The following is an 18080-nucleotide window of genomic DNA, read 5'->3' as shown; positions in this document are numbered from 1 at the left end:
TGTATATTTTTAAGACTTGAAAAATAGTCGCGAAAAAATGAAATTTAAAAAACTACATTACTTTTTAATTCCTCTCTTATATTATCCCTTTTTAGACTCTCAGTCTCGATCGATGTTGGCCGGAGAGATTACTTCTACTTCAGATGGGACGGGAACGACAGTGAGAAAAGATGGGTCAATTTCCTACATTGAAGGAGGAAGTCAGGTTGAGGGGAATTTATTCCACAGTTTTCAAGAATTTGGACTCAGTGCTGGGGAAATTGCTAACTTTCTTTCTACACCCAATATTGAGAACATTCTCGGACGAATAACCGGAGGAAATCCCTCAATTATTGATGGCTTAATTCGTGTTACAGGAGGCAATTCTAACCTCTATTTGATGAATCCTGCGGGCATCGTTTTTGGTAGGAATGCTAGTTTGGATGTTCCTCGTAGTTTTACTGCAACAACGGCAGATAGAATCGGTTTTGCAGGGGGTTGGTTTAATGCTGAAGGAGAGAATAATTATCAAAATTTGATCGGTACCCCCAATGAATTTGCTTTCCTGAGTGAGAAGCCAGGAGCTATTATTAATGCGGGCAATTTAGAAGTTCCTCGGGGGGAAAATTTAGCCCTCATTGGCGGTACCGTGGTCAATTCTGGGGCGATCGCCGCTCCAGAGGGGAATATTACCCTCGCAGCAGTCCCTGGAACGAGTTTGGTGCGCCTCTCCCAAAAAGGAATGCTTTTAAGTGTGGAACTCCCTGCCGAAGCAATCACAAAAGGTATCACCCCTTTCGATCTGCCGCGTTTGTTGACAACACCAGAAGTAAAGGAAGTAACGAGGATCGACCCCTCTCGCATCGAAATTGAAGCGGGAACCGTCAGCATCATGGGGTCAGTTTTTGCCGAAACGGTTAATTTGGCGGCGGTTCGGGGGGTGACTCCCAGCAATGCCGATCTCCTCCGCACGGGAGACGGGAGCAAAAGCGCCCCCACTGTGACAATATTTCCCCAAAATCATCGCGATCCCCTCGCTTATGTAGCCATTGACGAAACTGTGGCCAACTATCAGGATTTTTTGTATGGAGGTAAACCAGGAACGACTTCTTTTGTGGTGATGCGGGAAGAAAATGGGTTAGGGGCGATCGCCGATCGCTTAGAGGCGATCGCCGCAGAAGGTAGAAGTGTGGATGAACTTCACATTGTCGCAGAAGGAAATAAAGGAGAGTTTTGGTTAGGCAATACTTTTGTTAGTCACGAAAATATCGAACAATACCAAACTCAATTACAATCATGGTCGGGTGCTTTTAGCGATACTGCTGATATTTTACTCTACAGTTGCTTTACCGCCCTTGGAGAGGCTGGGGAAGCACTGATGTACAATCTTGCCCAAGCAACGGGAGCCGATATTGCAGCTTCCACTAACTTAACTGGAAGTGCCGCTTTGGGGGGGGATTGGATTTTAGAGTATCACCAAGGAGAGATTGATGCTTCTCTTGCCTTTCAAGCCGAAACATTAGCAACTTATGAAGGGAAATTAGCAGTTTTTACCGCCAGTAATGAAACCGAGTTACTTAACCATATTAATACCGCTAATAGTAACGGTGAAAGCGATACTATTCGCCTGGCTAATGATATTGCTATTACCAGCAATCATGGAGGAGGAGAAAATGGTTTACCCACGATTCTTGCAGACGGAGGGAATAATCTGCTAGTTGATGGTTTTGAGCATACCATTACCCGCAGTTCTGGCTCCAATTTTCGCTTTTTCGAGATTGATAATGGTGCAAATTTAACTCTCAATAATTTAGCCTTAACGAATGGAAATGCCAGTTCTGGGGGCGCAATTTATAACCAAGGGACGGTGAGCATTAATAATAGTACCCTGTCGGGAAATGTGTCAACGGGAAACGGTGGCGCAATATTCAACTCCAACATTTTGAGTAATACCACAGTCAATATTAATAATAGTACAATATCGGGAAATTCTGCTTTGGGAAATGGGGGAGGTGTTGCCAATATCACCGCTCTTTTAGGAACGGCAACAGTCAATATTAATGATAGTACCATTACCAATAATTCTGCCAGTAATGGAAGCGGAATATTCAATCAATCTAATATATTATTCGCCAGTGCGATCGTCAATGTCAAAAATACCATTCTTGCTGGTAATAATGGCAGTCAAGCTAACAGTACTGCGGCTCTTGGAATCGCAACAATTAATAGTAATGGGAATAATCTTTTCGGTAGTGCTGCCAATATATCTGGGGTAGGGGGAAGCGATATTCTTGAGGCAGATCCGCAACTTTCTCCCCTCGGTAATTATGGCAGTTCCCTGCAAACTCACGTTCCTCTCCCCAATAGTCCGGCGATCGATGCTGGCAATGCTGTCAATGGGACGGATCAAAGGGGATTAACTCGAGGGGGAAACAGCGATATCGGTGCGGTGGAAGTGACTGCGGATCTGGCGGTGGATTGGACGGTTAGCAATCCTACTCCCACTCCAGGAAGTTCGGTTACTTTTGTAGTTACTTTAAATAACAATGGTTTTGATGCAGTAGGGAACATTTCCTTAGCAACACAATTCCCAACTGAAATTCAAATCACTAATGTTTTAGCTTCAGTAGGAACTTACGATCCTATGACAGGAATTTGGAGCGTTGGCAATCTCGATGGCAGTTTCAACACGATCGCCGAAGATACCAATGCAACTTTAACATTTACTACCGCGATCGCTCCCGATGCAACGGGAACGCTATTGAGTTTGGCAGATAATATAACTTTAGTGGGAGAAGATCTTGACTTAACGAATAATCAGAGTAGTGTGTCCTTGGTGATTCCTCCCGCGAATATTGTGGAAAATATTATTTCCTCCAGCACTCCAGTTATTGTGGAAAATATTATTTCCTTTAGCACTGCTTTTGAGGAAGACAATAAAACTATTGATGCGATCGCTACCCCTGATTTTAATCCGATTCTATTTACTAAAAGAGAAGAATTTGCATTCGATTTAAAACTTCTCGAAGAATCAGTGACGAATATTTATGAAGACTTTTTCGGACTAGAGAAAGTTGATATTCTCACCCTTGCCGAAGCACAAGATACGCTTCGCAATATTGAAGAACTAACAGATTTTAAACCCGCTCTGATTTATGCCTTTTTTCAATCTTCTACCCTAGGAAACGAGGCAGAACAAACACCGATTTGGGAGTTCAATCGCTTCTTTAATGCCAATCCAGAAACCTTTATCGTGCGCTTGGAAGAATCTCAACCAACGGATCAACTATATCTCGTTCTGGTTACAGGAAAAGGTGAAGTCATTCGCTATCATATCCCCGAAGCAACTCGAGCAAAAGTGAAACAAGAAGTTTATGATTTCCGTCGCCATGTTACCAATCCTCGCCGAGTGCAAAGTTTTCTCTCTTCTGCTCAACAATTATATCAATGGCTAATTTCTCCTTTAAAAGAAGATTTACAGGAGAGAGGGATTAATAACCTTGCCTTTATTGTCGATGCGGGTTTACGTTCCATCCCTCTCTCCGCACTCCATAGCGGCGATCGCTTTCTGATCGAGGACTATAGTGTGGGCATGATGCCAAGTTTGTCCCTCACGGATACCCAGTATCGGGATATTCGCGGCGATCGGGTGCTGGCCATGGGAGCAGAGCATTTTAGCGATCTTGAATCTTTACCTGGAGTCCCTTTCGAGTTGGAAACCATTCGCGAACTCCTTTGGCAAGGGGAATCTTTCCTCAATGAAGACTTTACAGCAGCAAATCTCAAAAAAGCGAGAAGCACTCAAAAGTACAGTATTGTTCACTTGGCAACTCATGGGGAATTTCGACCAGGAATGCCGAAAAATTCCTATATTCAACTGTGGAACGAACGGTTGACTCTTGATAAGTTACGAACTTTAGAGCTAAATCGTTCTACCGTCGATCTGTTGGTTTTAAGTGCTTGTCGCACGGCTTTGGGGGATGCAGAAGCAGAATTAGGCTTTGCAGGGTTTGCGGTTTTGGCAGGAGTAAAATCGGCCATGGGCAGTCTCTGGTATGTTAGTGATATAGGAACTTTGGGATTAATGACGGGTTTCTATGAAAAATTGCAGCAAGTTCCCATTAAGTCCGAAGCCTTACGACAAGCTCAGTTAGCCTTGTTGCGAGGAGAAACCCGCATTGAAGATGGCTTATTAGTCACTCCTACAGGGAATTATCCCCTCCCTCCCCCATTGGCTTCTCTAAACGATCGCAGTTTGAGCCATCCTTACTACTGGGGAGGATTTACTACTATCGGTAGCCCTTGGTAATTCTGCAAGGAAAGGAGAAAAACTGGAGGTTTTTTGTGAGGCTTTTCTCTTTTTGTAGGAGTAATAAAAGGAGAGATTAACTAAGGCAACCTTTCCAACCTGGCAACTTTAGGATCGATAATTTTCTGCCCGAGTTGGGGAAATTTAATGGCAATATTGGTCTTTTTTCCCGTACCGAAAACATGAGTTATTTCTCCTTCTCCAAAAGTATTATGTAACACCCGATCGCCAACTTGCCAAATTTCAGTTAGAGAATCATTGGAAATGGCGATCGCGGTTTTCTTTTTGCGACGAGAGGAAGGGGTAATTTTGACATTGCGATCGATTAAATCTTCGGGTAATTCTTCGAGAAATTGTGACGGAATACAGTGTTCTTTCGATCCCCAGAAATAGCGTTCTTGTGCATGGGTAATGAACAATTGTTCTTGCGCCCGAGTAATCCCAACATAACACAAACGGCGCTCTTCTTCCAAACCCGCAGGATCGCGCATGGCTCTAGCATTGGGGAGTAATCCTTGTTCTAATCCTACCATAAAAACGACGGGAAATTCTAAACCTTTGGCGGAATGTAAGGTCATCAAAGAAACGACTTCTTGTCCATCGTCTAAGTTATCTAAATCGGAAGCAAGGGCAGCATTGGCTAAAAATGAAGGTAAATCTTTCTCGTCATTATCTGCTTGAAATTGTAAGACAGCGTTACCCAGTTCGAGAATATTTTCGATGCGATTACTGGCTTCTTCTGTGCCTTTATCTTGTAATGTTTGCACATAACCTGAATCTTTCATGATACCATCTAAAATATGATAAGCATCTAATTGTTCTATTTGTTCTTGATAGGTTTTAATCGTTGTTGCAAACTTATTAATCGCTTTTGCTGCCCGTCCTCCTAATGTATTCACTGAAGTTTCATCACTAAGAATTTCCCATAAAGGGACTCCTAATTCTTGTGCGGCTTTAACTAAACCTTCAATGGTTGCCTTGCCAATTCTGCGAGAAGGGGTGTTAATAATACGCAATAAACTAACAGTATCGGCAGGATTTGCGATCGCCCTGAGATATGCCAACGCATCTTTAACTTCCTTGCGATCGTAGAACTTCAAACCGCCAACAATAGTATAAGGGATTTCCGTCCTTAAGACATCTTCAAAGGCACGAGATTGGGCATTGGTGCGATATAAAATTGCAAAACTCCCCCAATCTAATTCGGGATTTTCTTGGGTTAGTCGTCGCAGTTGTCGCAGCACAAATTGCGCTTCTCCTTGGTCGTCATCGGCTTTATGGATACATATTTTTTCTCCTTCTCCTCGGGTTGCTTTCAGGACCTTATCGATCCGTTGCGTATTGTTTTCAATTAAAGCATTAGCCGCTAAGAGAATATTTTCCCGCGATCGATAATTCTCCTCTAACTTCACCATTGTTTTAGTTTTAGCATCTGTCAAACCATCGCCAAAATCTTCTTGAAATCCTAAGAGAATGGTAAAATCTGCCATGCGAAAAGAATAGATCGATTGATCTGCATCCCCGACAACAAAAGTAGAGCGTTTTTGCCAATTCCAGTTCTTTTTATTCTCTTCTCCATTCATGGACAATAAACGCACTAAATCGTATTGAATGCGATTAGTATCTTGATATTCGTCCACCAAAACATGATAAAATTGTCGATGCCAATAGTCTAAAACTGCTTGATTTTGTTGAAAAAGGCGAACGGGAATTAAAATCAGATCGTCAAAATCTAGACCATTATTGGCTGCTAACTGAGATTGATATTCATTATAAACTTCAGAAATAATTCGTCCTCGATAATCAGGATTTTCTCTTTGAAATTCTTCTGGAGATAATCCCAAGTTTTTAGCATTACTAATGGCATAGCGCACTCTGCGAGGCTCAAATTTTTTATCATCTAAATTGAGTTGTTTGACAACAATATTTTTAACAACACTCTGCACGTCGGAATCATCAAAAATAGTAAAATTTCGTTGCCAAGTTCTGCCTTTTTCATCTTGATATTTGTTAATATCATAGCGCAGAATGCGAGCGCAAAGACTGTGAAAAGTTCCAACCCAAAGCGGTTTTGTATATTGACGATAAACTTTAGATTTAAGGAGAACTTGCTCTTCTGGTGTGAGAGAATCAAGAGGTTTTTGGTATTTATCAAACGCTAGTTTTTGAGCAAATAAGCGTTCGATCCTATCCTTCATTTCTCGTGCGGCTTTATTGGTAAAAGTAACAGCAAATATATTTTCCGGTGCGACGCGATGTTCGTTAATGAGATGATAGATACGATAGGTTAATGCTCTAGTTTTCCCCGATCCGGCTCCTGCAACCACCAGAAGGGGTCCCTCAAAGTGTTCGACGGCTTGACGTTGGGAGGGGTTGAGGTGGGAGAGAAAGTTGGAATTGGCACTCATGGGGAGTTTTGCAGGGAAAGGGGTAGTTTGATTATATTGTATTGCGATCGCGTTTCCTTAAATTCTCATGGGAGAGGCGATCGCTATTCTTCTCCCCAAGCACTCAATTGAGAAATATGATTGCCTGTTTCGTAAACAGTGGCCATCGGCAAAAGAAATGATGTATCATTTTTAACAAGCCTTGTAAATTCTTTGAATACTTCCTCTCTGGAGCTATTCATATTGGGGATATCGAGAAAATTACAGAAAATAGAAGTATCAACAATTGCCACTTTTTTCATACACTAATCTTCATTTCTTGACGAAGAGAAGCCAGCCATTCCATTGCTTTTTGCTTCTTCTGTTCGCTTCCGGGATGATATTTCACAAACTTTTCTAATAAACCCTGTGTCATCAAATGTCCAACAGTACCTTGGGCAATCAATTCGGGGTAATCTGTGATATCTTGTAATCGGACTAATTTACTCGAACCATCATCAGGACTGCGATAGCAAAAGACAGTTTCTGGAATAGCTTCATCCGGTAAAGCATCAAGTAATGCTGGATTATGACTGCTAATCAAAACTCGTAAATGGCGCAATTTTGCAATATTAGAAATGCGTTTTAGCAAACCCTCTACTCGATTGGGATGTACTCCATTATCAATTTCTTCAATAACAACAATACTTTGTTCTGAAGCCGAAAATAGAACGGCTGCAATTGATAAAACTCGTAGTGTACCATCTGATAGATTTGTGGCATCATAGGCAGTGGAAATCCCTCCAAAAGTTTCAGTTAACTTTAACATTACTTCCCCGCGAGAGGTTTCAATAAAATCAATATCTTCAATATCTTGTTCGGGAAGACTTCTGACAAATTCTAATATCTCTGCTTTAATAGTTGGGTTTTGGGAAAGATTATAGAGAACTCCAGACAGATTTTCTCCATGTTTATCTAGCAAACAATCGGTTTTATAGCTATAGGAACGCATTGCATGAGGTTCTGGCTCAAGAAAAACAATACTACTTAACCAATTTACATAACTCTCGGTAATTCGAGGAATTTTTTCTCGGCTTTCTGGATTTTCTTGACGAAAACGAATGTCACTTAATAGCTGAGTAAAGATTGCCATGTGGCTACTGCATACAATTTTGGGTCTTCTACCACCACCCGCAAAATTATTATATTCTACTTCAACATCACTCCCTACCCCTTGAGGTTCGCTACTAATTTGGTATAAAGGAACAGTTGATATTGGGTCTGTAATTTTTTCTTTGATAACATGAATATTTCCATCATTACCAAGCTCTAGATCGATTTCAAAGTGATTCCAGCCTTTAAAGTCTTGAGTGTTGATATTGCAAGCGATTTGAAAAGATTTTGCTCCCCGATACCCAAGATTATCAATTTCACCTCTAAACGGACTTTCATTCTGTTTATGAGTATCACCAAGCAAACTCAGTCGTTCTCCTGTAGCAATTCTTGCGAGTAATCTTAGAGCTTCGATAATGTTACTTTTTCCTGACGCATTTGCCCCAATCAAAACAGTTAAAGAGGCAAAAGGTAAAACTCCGGATTTATAGCTTTTAAAGTTTTTAACTTGGATTTCAGTAATCATGTTTTTTGCTCCATAATTTAGTTACTATCAAAAATAAATAAACTCAAGAGAATAGAATGAAAATACAATTTCACTTATTCTTACTAAATAATAGTCTACGGCATATCTATAATAGCGCAAATCGATCCACCGATCGCACTCGATCGCCATTATCTCCAAAATAGAAACGAATGTATCAAAATAGCGATCGCTATTCTTCTCCCCAAGCACTCAAAAACTCAACTTTATTTTGCATTTCTTCTTGCGATCGCATGGCAATTAATCTCAATTGAGTCTTCATCTAAATAATGATAAGCGTATCGAGATTTATTGATGTTACCAAAATAATTTGCTCCCAATTTTTCTCAAAAGCTATTTATAATATACCATAATCAGGCTAAATAGAACAAATCAACTGTTTTTGCTGTTCAGTTTTAGGACAAATTGAAATGAGTGTATTTTTTGCAGTTACAATTTATACCAAATTAGATGTGTTTACCTTGAGAAAAAAATGCTATTCTATTATTGTTATTAGTGGTATCTTACATCTCTTTACTACTATGGTTGACTTATCAAGCTGTATCGCAATCTCCCAGCATCCCTCAAAAGGAAAAATAGTAATTGCAACGCAATCTATTCAAGCTGGTGAAATCATTGAAATTGCTCCTGCGATCGCCATTTCTGAAAAAACGCGAGAACTCTTGAAGCCAACAGAACTCTTTCAATATTGTTTTGTTAACCCCGATGGCTATGTTCATAATTGGCCTGTAAGCGGTTATTTTGTGCTAGGACTCGCGACTCTCTGCAATCATTCAAATCAGCCTAATGCAAAGGTTAATTGGGTTAGAAATGATAAGGGGAACTGGTCGCATTTAATTGCTTTAAATGAAATTAATTTGAGTGAGGAAATTCTTTTATTTTATACTGACTTTAAGGAGTATGAATCATCTTCTTGGGTGTAATTTTTTAGATTAAAGAGATAAAATAATGAACAATAATATACTGTTAGAACAAACTCATAAAGCAACAGGATCAAGGATTTTCTTAACCCCTATGAGCGATCGGCATATTCAACACTTAATTCTACTTGCTCGAGATCCAAGCCTAATAGATTTAATGGGTTGGAATACTTTTTTTGAAATTAAAGATACAGAAGAATTTATCAAAAATATTTCTGCTTTTGTTCTCCCTTATTCTCAACTCAGTCAACCTGTAATATTGGGAATTTACTTGGACTTAGAAAGTTTTCCCATTGGATACGTTGTCTTAAAAGGGGTGAATATGAGTTTGTTAACTGCTGAAATTGGCGTGGCGATTCTCGATCGAAAACATAGAAAGGGAGGCTATGGAAGATTAGCATTAAAGCGAATGGTTAAGTACGCATTTTCCGAGTTACATCTTCAAACTATTGGAGCAACAATTCTCTTATCAAACAAAAGTTCAATTAATATAGGTAAAAAGCTAGGATTTATAATTAGAGAAATTATGACTGATTCTTGGTCGATGCCAAACGGAGATATAACAGATATGGTCTTGATGGAAGTCACCCAAGAAACATGGATAGATCGATGAAAATTAATTAAAAAAGCCGTTAATCTTCTCCTTTTTTTATTCCTACCTTACTCAGTGTTGTCAAGTATACTCCAAGTAAAATGATAGTGAATCCTAAAAAATTGGTTAGGCTAAAAAATTCTGAAAAAATGACCCAAGCAAGAATTGCTGTAATCGCTGGATGTAGTAACAATATTATGGCAACTAATCCTGAAGATAGCTGTTTGAGGCTATAAGTTATCAGAATTCTAGCAAAAATACCAATGATTCCCATTGCAGTCAGAATTGCCCATATTTTTCCAGAGGTCGGAATGAGATTATCTCCACCAATTAATAGGATTGGGAGCAAACAAATACTCCCAATTAATTCGTTCCAAGTCGTTATTATAATCGGATTTAATTGGGTTTGTAATTTTTCCAAAATCAACAAACATCCACCCCAAAAAATAGCGGAAACTAAAGCTAATTCATCACCTTGTAACTTATTAAGAGCTATTGAGAAGTCATTAGCAACTAAAATAATCGAACCCCCAATCGCGATCGCAATTCCGAGAAGAAATCGGCGATCGAATTGTTGACCCAGAAACATCCAGCCAATGAATGTTGTGAATAATGGTGTGAGACTGTGCAAAACTTCCGAATTAGCAACGCTGGTTTGAGTTAGCGATCGCGCATAGAGTAAGAAATGTCCAACAGAAAATATTCCAAGCAGGCACAATAAAAACCACGTATTTGAGAAATTGCTCGGGAAAACTTGAACGGTGAAAGATTGTTTTTTGATCCCTGATATGATATTCCAACATCCTAACATTGCAGTTGCGATCCAGCAACGATTAAATATTGTTGCATTGGCAGTCAGATCGCTTTCACTAATCTTGAGCAAAATAGGAATACAAGCATAAAGGATAAGAGAAGCAAAAACAGCAATTAAGGCTATTGTCGTGTTATTGCTTGATGCAAAGGGAACAGTTGATTCTAATGGAAAAGATGTTTTCTCTTGTGACATCAATTTATCTTGATATACTCAATTGTTTTGCTAAACAGGGTTTCTTTATACTCTATATAACACTAATTTGGACATTTCCCCCTCGATATCTATCGCTTTTATACTGCCCGCTTTCAGATCGCAATCTCAATTCCCTAATCTTACATATTGTTGTAAGTGCATCCTAGCATAATTTTCCCAAGTATCTTGAGTTAGGATTGATTGACTTGTTAGTTTGAAACAATTTCTTCCTCTGGCTCTATTTTTTGTTTTGAGTATTGACTTGCCAAGAACTCAGTATAAAGCAAAACAGCTTGCTTGACTGATTCTGGCAAATTTTCAATGTTTTTTAAAATAGTCGCTTCAATTGTCATTTTCTTTCCTCAATTATTATGTATTGTAGTAAAAATGTAAAAACAGCGAGCAAGATGCTCGCACTACCTCAATTATTATGTATTGTAGTGGGAGCGTCTCGCTCCCTAGCTTCCTAAATCCCTTTGAGATGCACCCTCGTATTGATTGAACATACCGCGATCGCACGCTCAACAAAAAGCCATAACAGGGAAAACTCTGCAAGCAAGGCGATCGCAATCTAAGAGTTGAGGAATCGCCGCTAAATCAATCACCGCAACGCATCGAGACGTTGTTTCGTGTTTAAAGTATTTTAGGCGATCGCAGGATGGGCTAATAATGAACTTAGGGATAATACACGATTTTAAATATGAATGGGCAGATAACCAATGAGGCGATCGCCATTTTAATTCTTGCTTCTCTCCTCAATCCCCTGATTGGAGATCCAGTGAAGATCGCCAATTCTCAAAAGAGCAGCATAAGGCAGCTATCAGCAGGTTTTTTTGACTGAATTGTGAGAATAAAGGTAAATTAAAAGTGGCGTGTTGAGTTGTGGTGTGATGTCGAAAAAAGAAAATCGCTTTTTCCGTTATGCGCGTTTGGCTTTTGTAGCGTTGGCTTTTGTTCTCTATCCTTATTTTGTCAATCAAATGCCAGAGTTGGCATCACTTCTAGAGGAAGTGCCAGGTTTTGTGGTTTTTGGTGGGGCGTTGGTTTTTGCGGCGATCGTGGTGGTGGGTCCAGAATTGTTGAATGCGGAAACAATTTCTGAGAAAGAGTTACGGGAGGATTTTTGGCAGGAAAATCAGAGGATTATTAACGATCGCCTCAAAATGTCCCTCGATCGCGATCGCTATATTTCCCTTTCTCATCAGGATGCACCTGCACCGATGGGAATTGTTAGCGCTTTCCCTGGGCTTGAGAGACGGCGAGAAGTGGAGAATTTAGAAACAGAAGAGAGGAAAGAATTGGCGATCGATAAGCCGATTTTAGAGGTTTTTGAGGAAGCCGATCGCCGTTTATTGATTTTGGGGGAACCAGGAAGCGGTAAAACGACGGAACTTCTGAGATTAGCGCAGAGTTTGGGAGAAAAAGCGGCAGATCCTCAACAGCCTATCCCAGTGATTTTTGAGCTTTCTGCGTGGCGAGGGCAGCCAATGTTAGATTGGATGGCGGAACAGATGCAGGGGCGCTATGGCTTAAATTTGCCCCTTTGTAAGGAGTGGTTGCAACGGGATAAGGTGGTGCCGTTGTTGGATGGTTTGGATGAATTGGGGAGTGATGGCATTAAGGAGGCGATACTGGCGATCGATGCACTCCAAGAAGATTATCAGCATCAGCCGGATTTGGTCATTTGTTGCCGCATTCAAGATTATCGCAAGGTGACGGAGGAGGAGAAGGAAGGGGTTAAAAATGGGGAGGAAAAGTCCCAACGCCTTCGCTTGCGGAAAATGAATCGCGCGGTGAGGCTGTGTGCATTGAGTGATGAACAAATCAAGGACTATTTAATACAGCGCCATGCAGCAGAGTTATGGGAAGAGTTGCAGATTCATCAAGGGTTTATGACATTGGCGCGAACTCCGATGTTATTGAATTTAATCCCCATCGCCTACCCTCACGAATTGCCGGAGGATGCCCCAGAAGACTCTGAGGCTTGCCAAGAGCGACTTTTTGATAAGTTTTTACAATGCAAGCTCAACCCCTCTCGACGGTCAAGTTCTGGGCAACTCGAGCATTATAAACTGGAAGACGCAAGGCGTTATTTGGCGTGGTTGGCGGCGAGTATGGAACGGAAAGGGATTAATCAACGAGAGTTTTTGATTGAAGGTTTACAACCGACTTGGTTAGAGAATCAACAGCAATGGCGGCGCTATCGGCTGATTGTCGGGCTGATTGTCGGGCTGATTGTCGGGCTGATTGTCGGGCTGATTGTCGGGCTGATTGAAGGGCTGATTGTCGGGCTGATTGAAGGGCTGATTGGAGGGCTGATTGGAGGGCTAGACTCTATTGAATTAACAGAAGCCCTCGACCTTTCTTGGCGAGGAATTAAGCGAGGAATTAAGCGAGGAATTAGACAATCGCTGATTGGAGGGCTGATTGTCGGGCTGATTGGAGGGCTGATTGTCGGGCTGATTGTCGGGCTGATTGTCGGGCTGATTGAAGGGCTGAAGGCCGATCTAAAAGTTAGAACAAAACCCAATCAAGGTATCTGGGAAACCGCAATTAAAACCTTAATTACGATTGGTTTAGCCCTGCCTCTTTCGCCATTAATGTTCATTGTCCCAAATTTAGCAACAGGACAAGAAATAAATCTCACCGAAGCGGTAATTCTAGGAGTAGGAAACGGAGTTGTAATTGGATTTTATGCCGGAGGGGGAACAGCATTAATTCAGCATTTTGCCCTACGGTGGGTTTTATTTCGTCGGGGTCGAATGCCGTGGAATTATGCTAAATTTCTCAATGAAGCCAGTCATCTTGGCATCTTAAAACAATCGGGAGGTAGTTATCGCTTTTATCACGATAAATTGCGGGAATATTTAGCAAAAGAGATTCATTTACCATCAAGGTCGAATTATTTTCAATGATAAACCCGTGCGCGATCGCGCTATCGAAAGTGCCTTTAAACTTCAAACAAGCGCGAATTACCCTCGGTGCTGATGAGTATTATGTCATCGGTAATAATCCCGATTATCCTAACTTAGAAACCTTTGGCGCAATTGTCCCCCGCAAAACTATTCAAGGTCAACTAATTCTGCGTTTTTATCCCTTCGATCGCATCGGTTTCATTCATTAATCAAAAGTTGCTGAATAGACAAATAAATTATAAATTTAACCAATTTAACAATCATTATCAGATATTGTAGTGGGAGCGTCTCGCTCCCTAGTTCTAATATCGTATCAAACACCGTAACAAAGCCTATTCTTAAATTTAGAGGTTATTAAAATGGCGATCGAACTCCATCCCAATTTTTTAAGTCAAAATGGCACAAAATTTTTTGCTGTTCTTCCTTATGAAGAATATTTAGCTATTCAAGAAATACTTGAAGATTGGGAAGATTTAAACGATTTAAGACAAGCAAAACAAGATGAGGAAAATTTGCCGATCTTATCTTTAGAGGAAGTTAAAAAAGAGTTAGGCTTAGAGAATCATGAAAACAAAAAATAAGGTGGGCAATGCCCACCCGATCGCGAATTAATTTCCCGAATTAACGACGCGATATTAAAATCAATTGAGCCAGTTGTAAAACAGCATAAACAGCAGTTGCAACATAAGTCCATGCTGCCGCTTGCAAGACTGATTTTGCGATCGCATGATGATTTTTAGATGAGTTAGGCGATCGCACAATCTTCTCAGATTGATTTACAATACAGATACTATACACAACGGCGATCGCAATGATTGATATTTATGGTGGCAAAGATCCGCGCAATATCCCCAGTTACTCTGCTGGGGATGCAGCACGCTACTTAAAAATTCCTGCTTCGACTATTCGATCTTGGACAGTTGGGCGTAAATATCGAGTCACTGAGGGAAAAAAACGAAACAAACAATTTCGTCCTTTAATTGAAAGTAAAGTAACTGAAAGCAAAGGGAAGAAATATTTACTTCTAACTTTTATTAACCTAGTTGAAATTCATGTTTTAAGAGCAATTCGACAACATCAGAGAATTAACTTAGAAAAGGTTAGAAAAGCACTGGATTATATAAACGAGGAATTAAAAATCCCTCATCCTCTTGCTCATCGTAAGTTTTATACTGACGGAGTAGATTTATTTGTCGAGTATTATAGTTCTCTGATTGATGCTTCTCAAACAAGGAAAACCGAACTTACAAAGACATTAAATATTCAGATACAACGGATAGAAACAGATGATAGCGGTTTAGCGATTAAACTTTATCCCTTTACCCGAAAACATGAAGAAAACAATCCTCGCGTCGTTGTTATCGATCCTCGTATTGCCTTTGGTAAAATGACGATTGCAGGAACGGGTATTCCAACGGATATTATTATCGAGCGATTTCGTGCTGGAGATTCTCACGAATTACTCGCTTATGATTATGACTGTAACATCGACAAAATAAAAGAAGTGATTCGCTTTGAAAATCCTCTTATTGCTGCATGAGTAAAGAGTCTAAAATAACGTTTTTTGTCGATCGCTCATTGGGAAAACATACTGTTCCAGAAATATTAAGAGCTACAGGTGTTAATGTTGAAATCCATGGCGATCGCCTTTCGGGAGGCTTTGCCTAAAATGTTGAAGTTTATCGAAAAAAATCCTGCTCCATTTATTGCTAAAGTCTATAAAGATGGTAGAGTATCTGCTTGGAAAACTGCTACAGACTTACTTGACGAAATCAACACTTAAATTTTTCCCCTCTAAATATTAATCGAGATCGCATTTTTAACTCAAAACAAAAATATAAAAAATCGGGTGGGCAATGCCCACCCGATCGCAAACTAATTTCCCGAATTAACGACGCGACATTAAAATCAATTGAGCCAGTTGCAAGACTGCATAAACAGCAGTCGCAACATAAGTCCATGCTGCTGCTTGCAGGACTGCTTTTGCGCCTTTATTTTCCTCACCTTGTAAAATACCGAGTTGGTCGATTAATTTTAAGGCACGACGAGAAGCATCAAATTCAACAGGTAAAGTAACGAGATGAAACAAAATGACAGCAGCAAAAAGGAAGATACCGATATTAATAAATATCGAAGAAATCCCCCCTAAAAAACTTAAAACAATGCCGATAACAATTAAAGCAGGTCCAAGTTGCGAGCCTAAATTGGCAGCAGGAACAAGAGAGGCTCTCACATTCATAAAAGTATAGCCTTTACGGTCTTGAATAACATGACCGCATTCGTGAGCAGCTACCGCAGCCGCAGCCAGAGAGGTAGAATTATAAATTCCCTCCGATAAGCGGACTGTACTCGCTCTGGGATCGTAATGATCGGTTAATTCTCCCTGGATGGGTTCGATGTTAACATTCTCAATTCCCATCGATGAGAGAATTTCCTGTGCCACTTGCGCTCCTGTCATGCCCATACTGGAAGGAATACGAGAATATTTCCGATAAGTTCCTTTGACTTGACTTTGCGCCCAGAACATGAGCAGCATTCCTGGAAGTAAGAGTAAATAAGACCAATGAAAAAACATAAATGAGAGCTTCTCCGCGATCGCGAAGGGTAAATTTATTCAGAGTTATATTCTGTAATTATACAAAATTCCCAATTCTCGAAAACCGTACATTACCGAACCAAAAGTCTTGTTTGCGGACGCGATCGCTGCTATTGATATTGATGGTTTCGCCCGATGAATATTTTAAAAACAACAACCCAATAGCCCGCTATCCCAAAATTAAAGTATGCGAATCGCACTATTTACAGAAACGTTTTTACCCAAAGTTGATGGCATTGTCACCCGGTTGCGCCATACCGTCGAACACTTAGAACGCAATGGCGATCGCGTTTTGGTGGTTTGTCCTCAAGGTGGACTCAAGGAATACAAGGGCGCAAAAATTTACGGTCTTTCCTCGTTTCCCCTTCCCCTCTATCCCGAATTAAAAATTGCGGTTCCCCGTCCCGCGATCGGCAAGCAACTGGAAAAATTCAAACCCGATTTAATTCACGTAGTAAACCCAGCAGTGTTAGGACTGGCGGGAATTTATTATGCAAAAATGCTCAATATTCCCCTTGTCGCTTCCTATCACACCCATTTACCCCAATACTTGCATCATTACGGTCTCGGGGCTTTGGAGGGCTTTTTGTGGGAGTTGTTAAAAGCGGGACACAATCAAGCACAGTTGAATTTGTGTACATCTTCGGTAATGGTGGAAGAGCTACGCAGTCACGGTATCGAACGTTTGGACTTGTGGCAACGGGGGGTTGATACGGAGATGTTTCAGCCCCATCTCGCCTCGGCTAAGATGCGCGATCGCCTCTCTCAAGGTCATCCCGATCGCCCTCTCCTCCTCTATGTGGGTCGAGTTTCCCCAGAAAAGGAAATAGAACAGATTAAGCCTATTTTAGAGGCAATTCCAGGGGCGAGGCTGGCGATCGTGGGCAATGGTCCCCACCGAGAAGCCTTGAAAAAACATTTTGCGGGTACACCGACGAATTTTGTGGGCTATTTACACGGACTTGAACTCGCTTCGGCTTTTGCGTCGTCAGATGCGTTTGCCTTTACCTCTCGCACAGAAACTCTAGGATTGGTGGTTTTAGAGGCAATGGCGGCGGGTTGTCCTGTGGTTGCGGCTAATTCTGGAGGTATTCCCGATATCGTCACTGATGGCGTTAATGGCTATTTGTTCGATCCTAATGATGCCAATGGCGCGATCGCGGCAACAAAACGCCTATTAGCAGCCCAAGATGAACGGGAAACCCTCCGCGCCAATGCCCGCAAGGAGGCGGAACGTTGGGGCTGGTCGGCGGCAACTCGACAGTTACAGGGCTATTATCGTTCTGTGGCTAATTCTGAATCTATTTCTACGGCTGCGTAAATGGTCAAAAGGTCCACGGGATTTTGAGCGCCCGTAGACCTTTTATGACTTAGAGCAAGTCAAATGCGATCGCTGTGAGTGCATCTTAGTTGGTAAAATAGAACTGAAATTTAAACTTATAGTTTTATGGCAACTCCTCTACCTTTGCAATTGGAACGCCTACCGGATAATTTTCCGAAAGAAAGCGCAGTCAGTATCGATCTGGTGGAAGGAATTCCAATTTTTTGTGCTTCTCAAGAGATTCAATCTAAAATTGAGTCATTGTTGAACAAACAGAAGGACTTGAAGTTAAGCGATCGCGAAGAGAAAGAACTCGATTATTGTCAATAACCCACCGCTAACCCTTTGGGTATAGCGGGGGCTTGAACCAAGCCCATAGTTGACCAGCCTAAGTTCTTGGGAACTACGTTTTTTAAGCT

General features: G+C 40.9%; 18 protein-coding genes. 11 read left to right on the top strand and 7 right to left on the bottom strand.

Translation table 11 applies throughout. The annotated features are described in order from the left end of the window. The first annotated feature begins 37 nt into the window (after nt 1-37). Nucleotides 38-4288 (top strand): CHAT domain-containing protein, encoded by a 4251-nt coding sequence (locus JUI58_RS20120; protein ID WP_204105600.1) that lies wholly within the window; start codon nt 38-40, stop codon nt 4286-4288. Nucleotides 4289-4368: 80 nt separating this feature from the next. Here JUI58_RS20120 and pcrA read toward each other — a convergent pair whose 3' ends face one another. The 3 genes from pcrA to JUI58_RS20105 form a co-directional block, all read right to left on the bottom strand. Continuing rightward, nucleotides 4369-6696 (bottom strand): DNA helicase PcrA, encoded by a 2328-nt coding sequence (gene pcrA, locus JUI58_RS20115; RefSeq protein ID WP_204105599.1) that lies wholly within the window; start codon nt 6694-6696, stop codon nt 4369-4371. 83 nt (nt 6697-6779) lie between these two features. Continuing rightward, nucleotides 6780-6977, bottom strand: a complete 198-nt coding sequence (locus tag JUI58_RS20110) for a hypothetical protein (RefSeq protein WP_204105598.1) — start codon at nt 6975-6977, stop codon at nt 6780-6782. Further along, complete coding sequence (locus JUI58_RS20105; RefSeq protein ID WP_204105597.1) at nt 6974-8293, bottom strand: AAA family ATPase; 1320 nt, start codon at nt 8291-8293, stop codon at nt 6974-6976. Before JUI58_RS20105 ends, JUI58_RS20110 begins: the two co-directional genes overlap by 4 nt. A gap of 428 nt (nt 8294-8721) precedes the next feature. On the opposite strand from JUI58_RS20105, the gene JUI58_RS20100 reads away from it, so the two are divergent. Both JUI58_RS20100 and JUI58_RS20095 read left to right on the top strand, forming a co-directional pair. Further along, on the top strand, nt 8722-9234 hold the full coding sequence (locus JUI58_RS20100) for an SET domain-containing protein-lysine N-methyltransferase (RefSeq protein ID WP_204105596.1): 513 nt from the start codon (nt 8722-8724) through the stop codon (nt 9232-9234). Nucleotides 9235-9259: 25 nt separating this feature from the next. Then, nucleotides 9260-9844 (top strand): GNAT family N-acetyltransferase, encoded by a 585-nt coding sequence (locus JUI58_RS20095; protein WP_204105595.1) that lies wholly within the window; start codon nt 9260-9262, stop codon nt 9842-9844. A 19-nt stretch (nt 9845-9863) separates the two neighbouring features. Here the strand turns inward: JUI58_RS20095 and JUI58_RS20090 are convergent, their stop codons facing one another. Further along, entirely contained in the window at nt 9864-10829 is a 966-nt protein-coding gene (locus tag JUI58_RS20090; protein WP_204105594.1) for a DMT family transporter, read from the bottom strand. A gap of 209 nt (nt 10830-11038) precedes the next feature. After that, the gene (locus JUI58_RS20085; RefSeq protein ID WP_204105593.1) at nt 11039-11182 is read right to left on the bottom strand and encodes a DUF2281 domain-containing protein; all 144 of its coding nucleotides are present in this window, start codon (nt 11180-11182) and stop codon (nt 11039-11041) included. A 347-nt stretch (nt 11183-11529) separates the two neighbouring features. Between JUI58_RS20085 and JUI58_RS20080 the strand changes: the two genes are divergently transcribed. The 4 genes from JUI58_RS20080 to JUI58_RS20065 all read left to right on the top strand — a co-directional run bounded on the left by JUI58_RS20080 (nt 11530) and on the right by JUI58_RS20065 (nt 14325). Further along, nucleotides 11530-11670 carry a hypothetical protein gene (locus tag JUI58_RS20080; RefSeq protein WP_204105592.1) on the top strand — a complete coding sequence of 47 codons (141 nt, stop codon included), beginning with the start codon at nt 11530-11532 and terminating at the stop codon, nt 11668-11670. Nucleotides 11671-11719: 49 nt separating this feature from the next. Then, a complete protein-coding gene (locus tag JUI58_RS20075; RefSeq protein WP_204105591.1) occupies nt 11720-13744 on the top strand; it encodes a hypothetical protein in 2025 nt (674 codons plus the stop codon). After that, nucleotides 13741-13953, top strand: coding sequence for a hypothetical protein (locus JUI58_RS20070; protein WP_204105590.1), 213 nt, complete (start codon nt 13741-13743; stop codon nt 13951-13953). Before JUI58_RS20075 ends, JUI58_RS20070 begins: the two co-directional genes overlap by 4 nt. 150 nt (nt 13954-14103) lie before the next feature. Further along, nucleotides 14104-14325 (top strand): hypothetical protein, encoded by a 222-nt coding sequence (locus JUI58_RS20065; protein WP_204105589.1) that lies wholly within the window; start codon nt 14104-14106, stop codon nt 14323-14325. Between the two features lie 40 nt (nt 14326-14365). Here JUI58_RS20065 and JUI58_RS27870 read toward each other — a convergent pair whose 3' ends face one another. Next, nucleotides 14366-14542, bottom strand: a complete 177-nt coding sequence (locus JUI58_RS27870) for a zinc metallopeptidase (protein WP_348539934.1) — start codon at nt 14540-14542, stop codon at nt 14366-14368. Nucleotides 14543-14555: 13 nt separating this feature from the next. Here JUI58_RS27870 and JUI58_RS20055 point away from each other — a divergent pair, with 13 nt between their 5' ends. Together JUI58_RS20055 and JUI58_RS20050 are read left to right on the top strand one after the other, a co-directional pair. Next, nucleotides 14556-15284 carry a DUF433 domain-containing protein gene (locus JUI58_RS20055; RefSeq protein WP_239121602.1) on the top strand — a complete coding sequence of 243 codons (729 nt, stop codon included), beginning with the start codon at nt 14556-14558 and terminating at the stop codon, nt 15282-15284. A gap of 84 nt (nt 15285-15368) precedes the next feature. Then, entirely contained in the window at nt 15369-15527 is a 159-nt protein-coding gene (locus tag JUI58_RS20050; RefSeq protein WP_204105588.1) for a hypothetical protein, read from the top strand. Nucleotides 15528-15632: 105 nt separating this feature from the next. Here JUI58_RS20050 and JUI58_RS20045 read toward each other — a convergent pair whose 3' ends face one another. Continuing rightward, nucleotides 15633-16319 (bottom strand): zinc metallopeptidase, encoded by a 687-nt coding sequence (locus tag JUI58_RS20045; RefSeq protein WP_204105587.1) that lies wholly within the window; start codon nt 16317-16319, stop codon nt 15633-15635. A 208-nt stretch (nt 16320-16527) separates the two neighbouring features. On the opposite strand from JUI58_RS20045, the gene JUI58_RS20040 reads away from it, so the two are divergent. Both JUI58_RS20040 and JUI58_RS20035 read left to right on the top strand, forming a co-directional pair. Further along, nucleotides 16528-17661, top strand: coding sequence for a glycosyltransferase family 1 protein (locus tag JUI58_RS20040; RefSeq protein WP_204105586.1), 1134 nt, complete (start codon nt 16528-16530; stop codon nt 17659-17661). Between the two features lie 126 nt (nt 17662-17787). Continuing rightward, nucleotides 17788-17991: a hypothetical protein gene (locus tag JUI58_RS20035; protein ID WP_204105585.1), complete on the top strand. Its 204-nt coding sequence runs from the start codon at nt 17788-17790 to the stop codon at nt 17989-17991. The last annotated feature ends 89 nt before the right edge of the window (nt 17992-18080 follow it).

Origin of the sequence: Spirulina sp. CCY15215 (assembly GCF_016888125.1) — a bacterium.
Taxonomy (GTDB): Bacteria; Cyanobacteriota; Cyanobacteriia; order Cyanobacteriales; family Spirulinaceae; genus CCY15215.
This window is presented reverse-complemented; position numbering and strand designations above follow the sequence as displayed.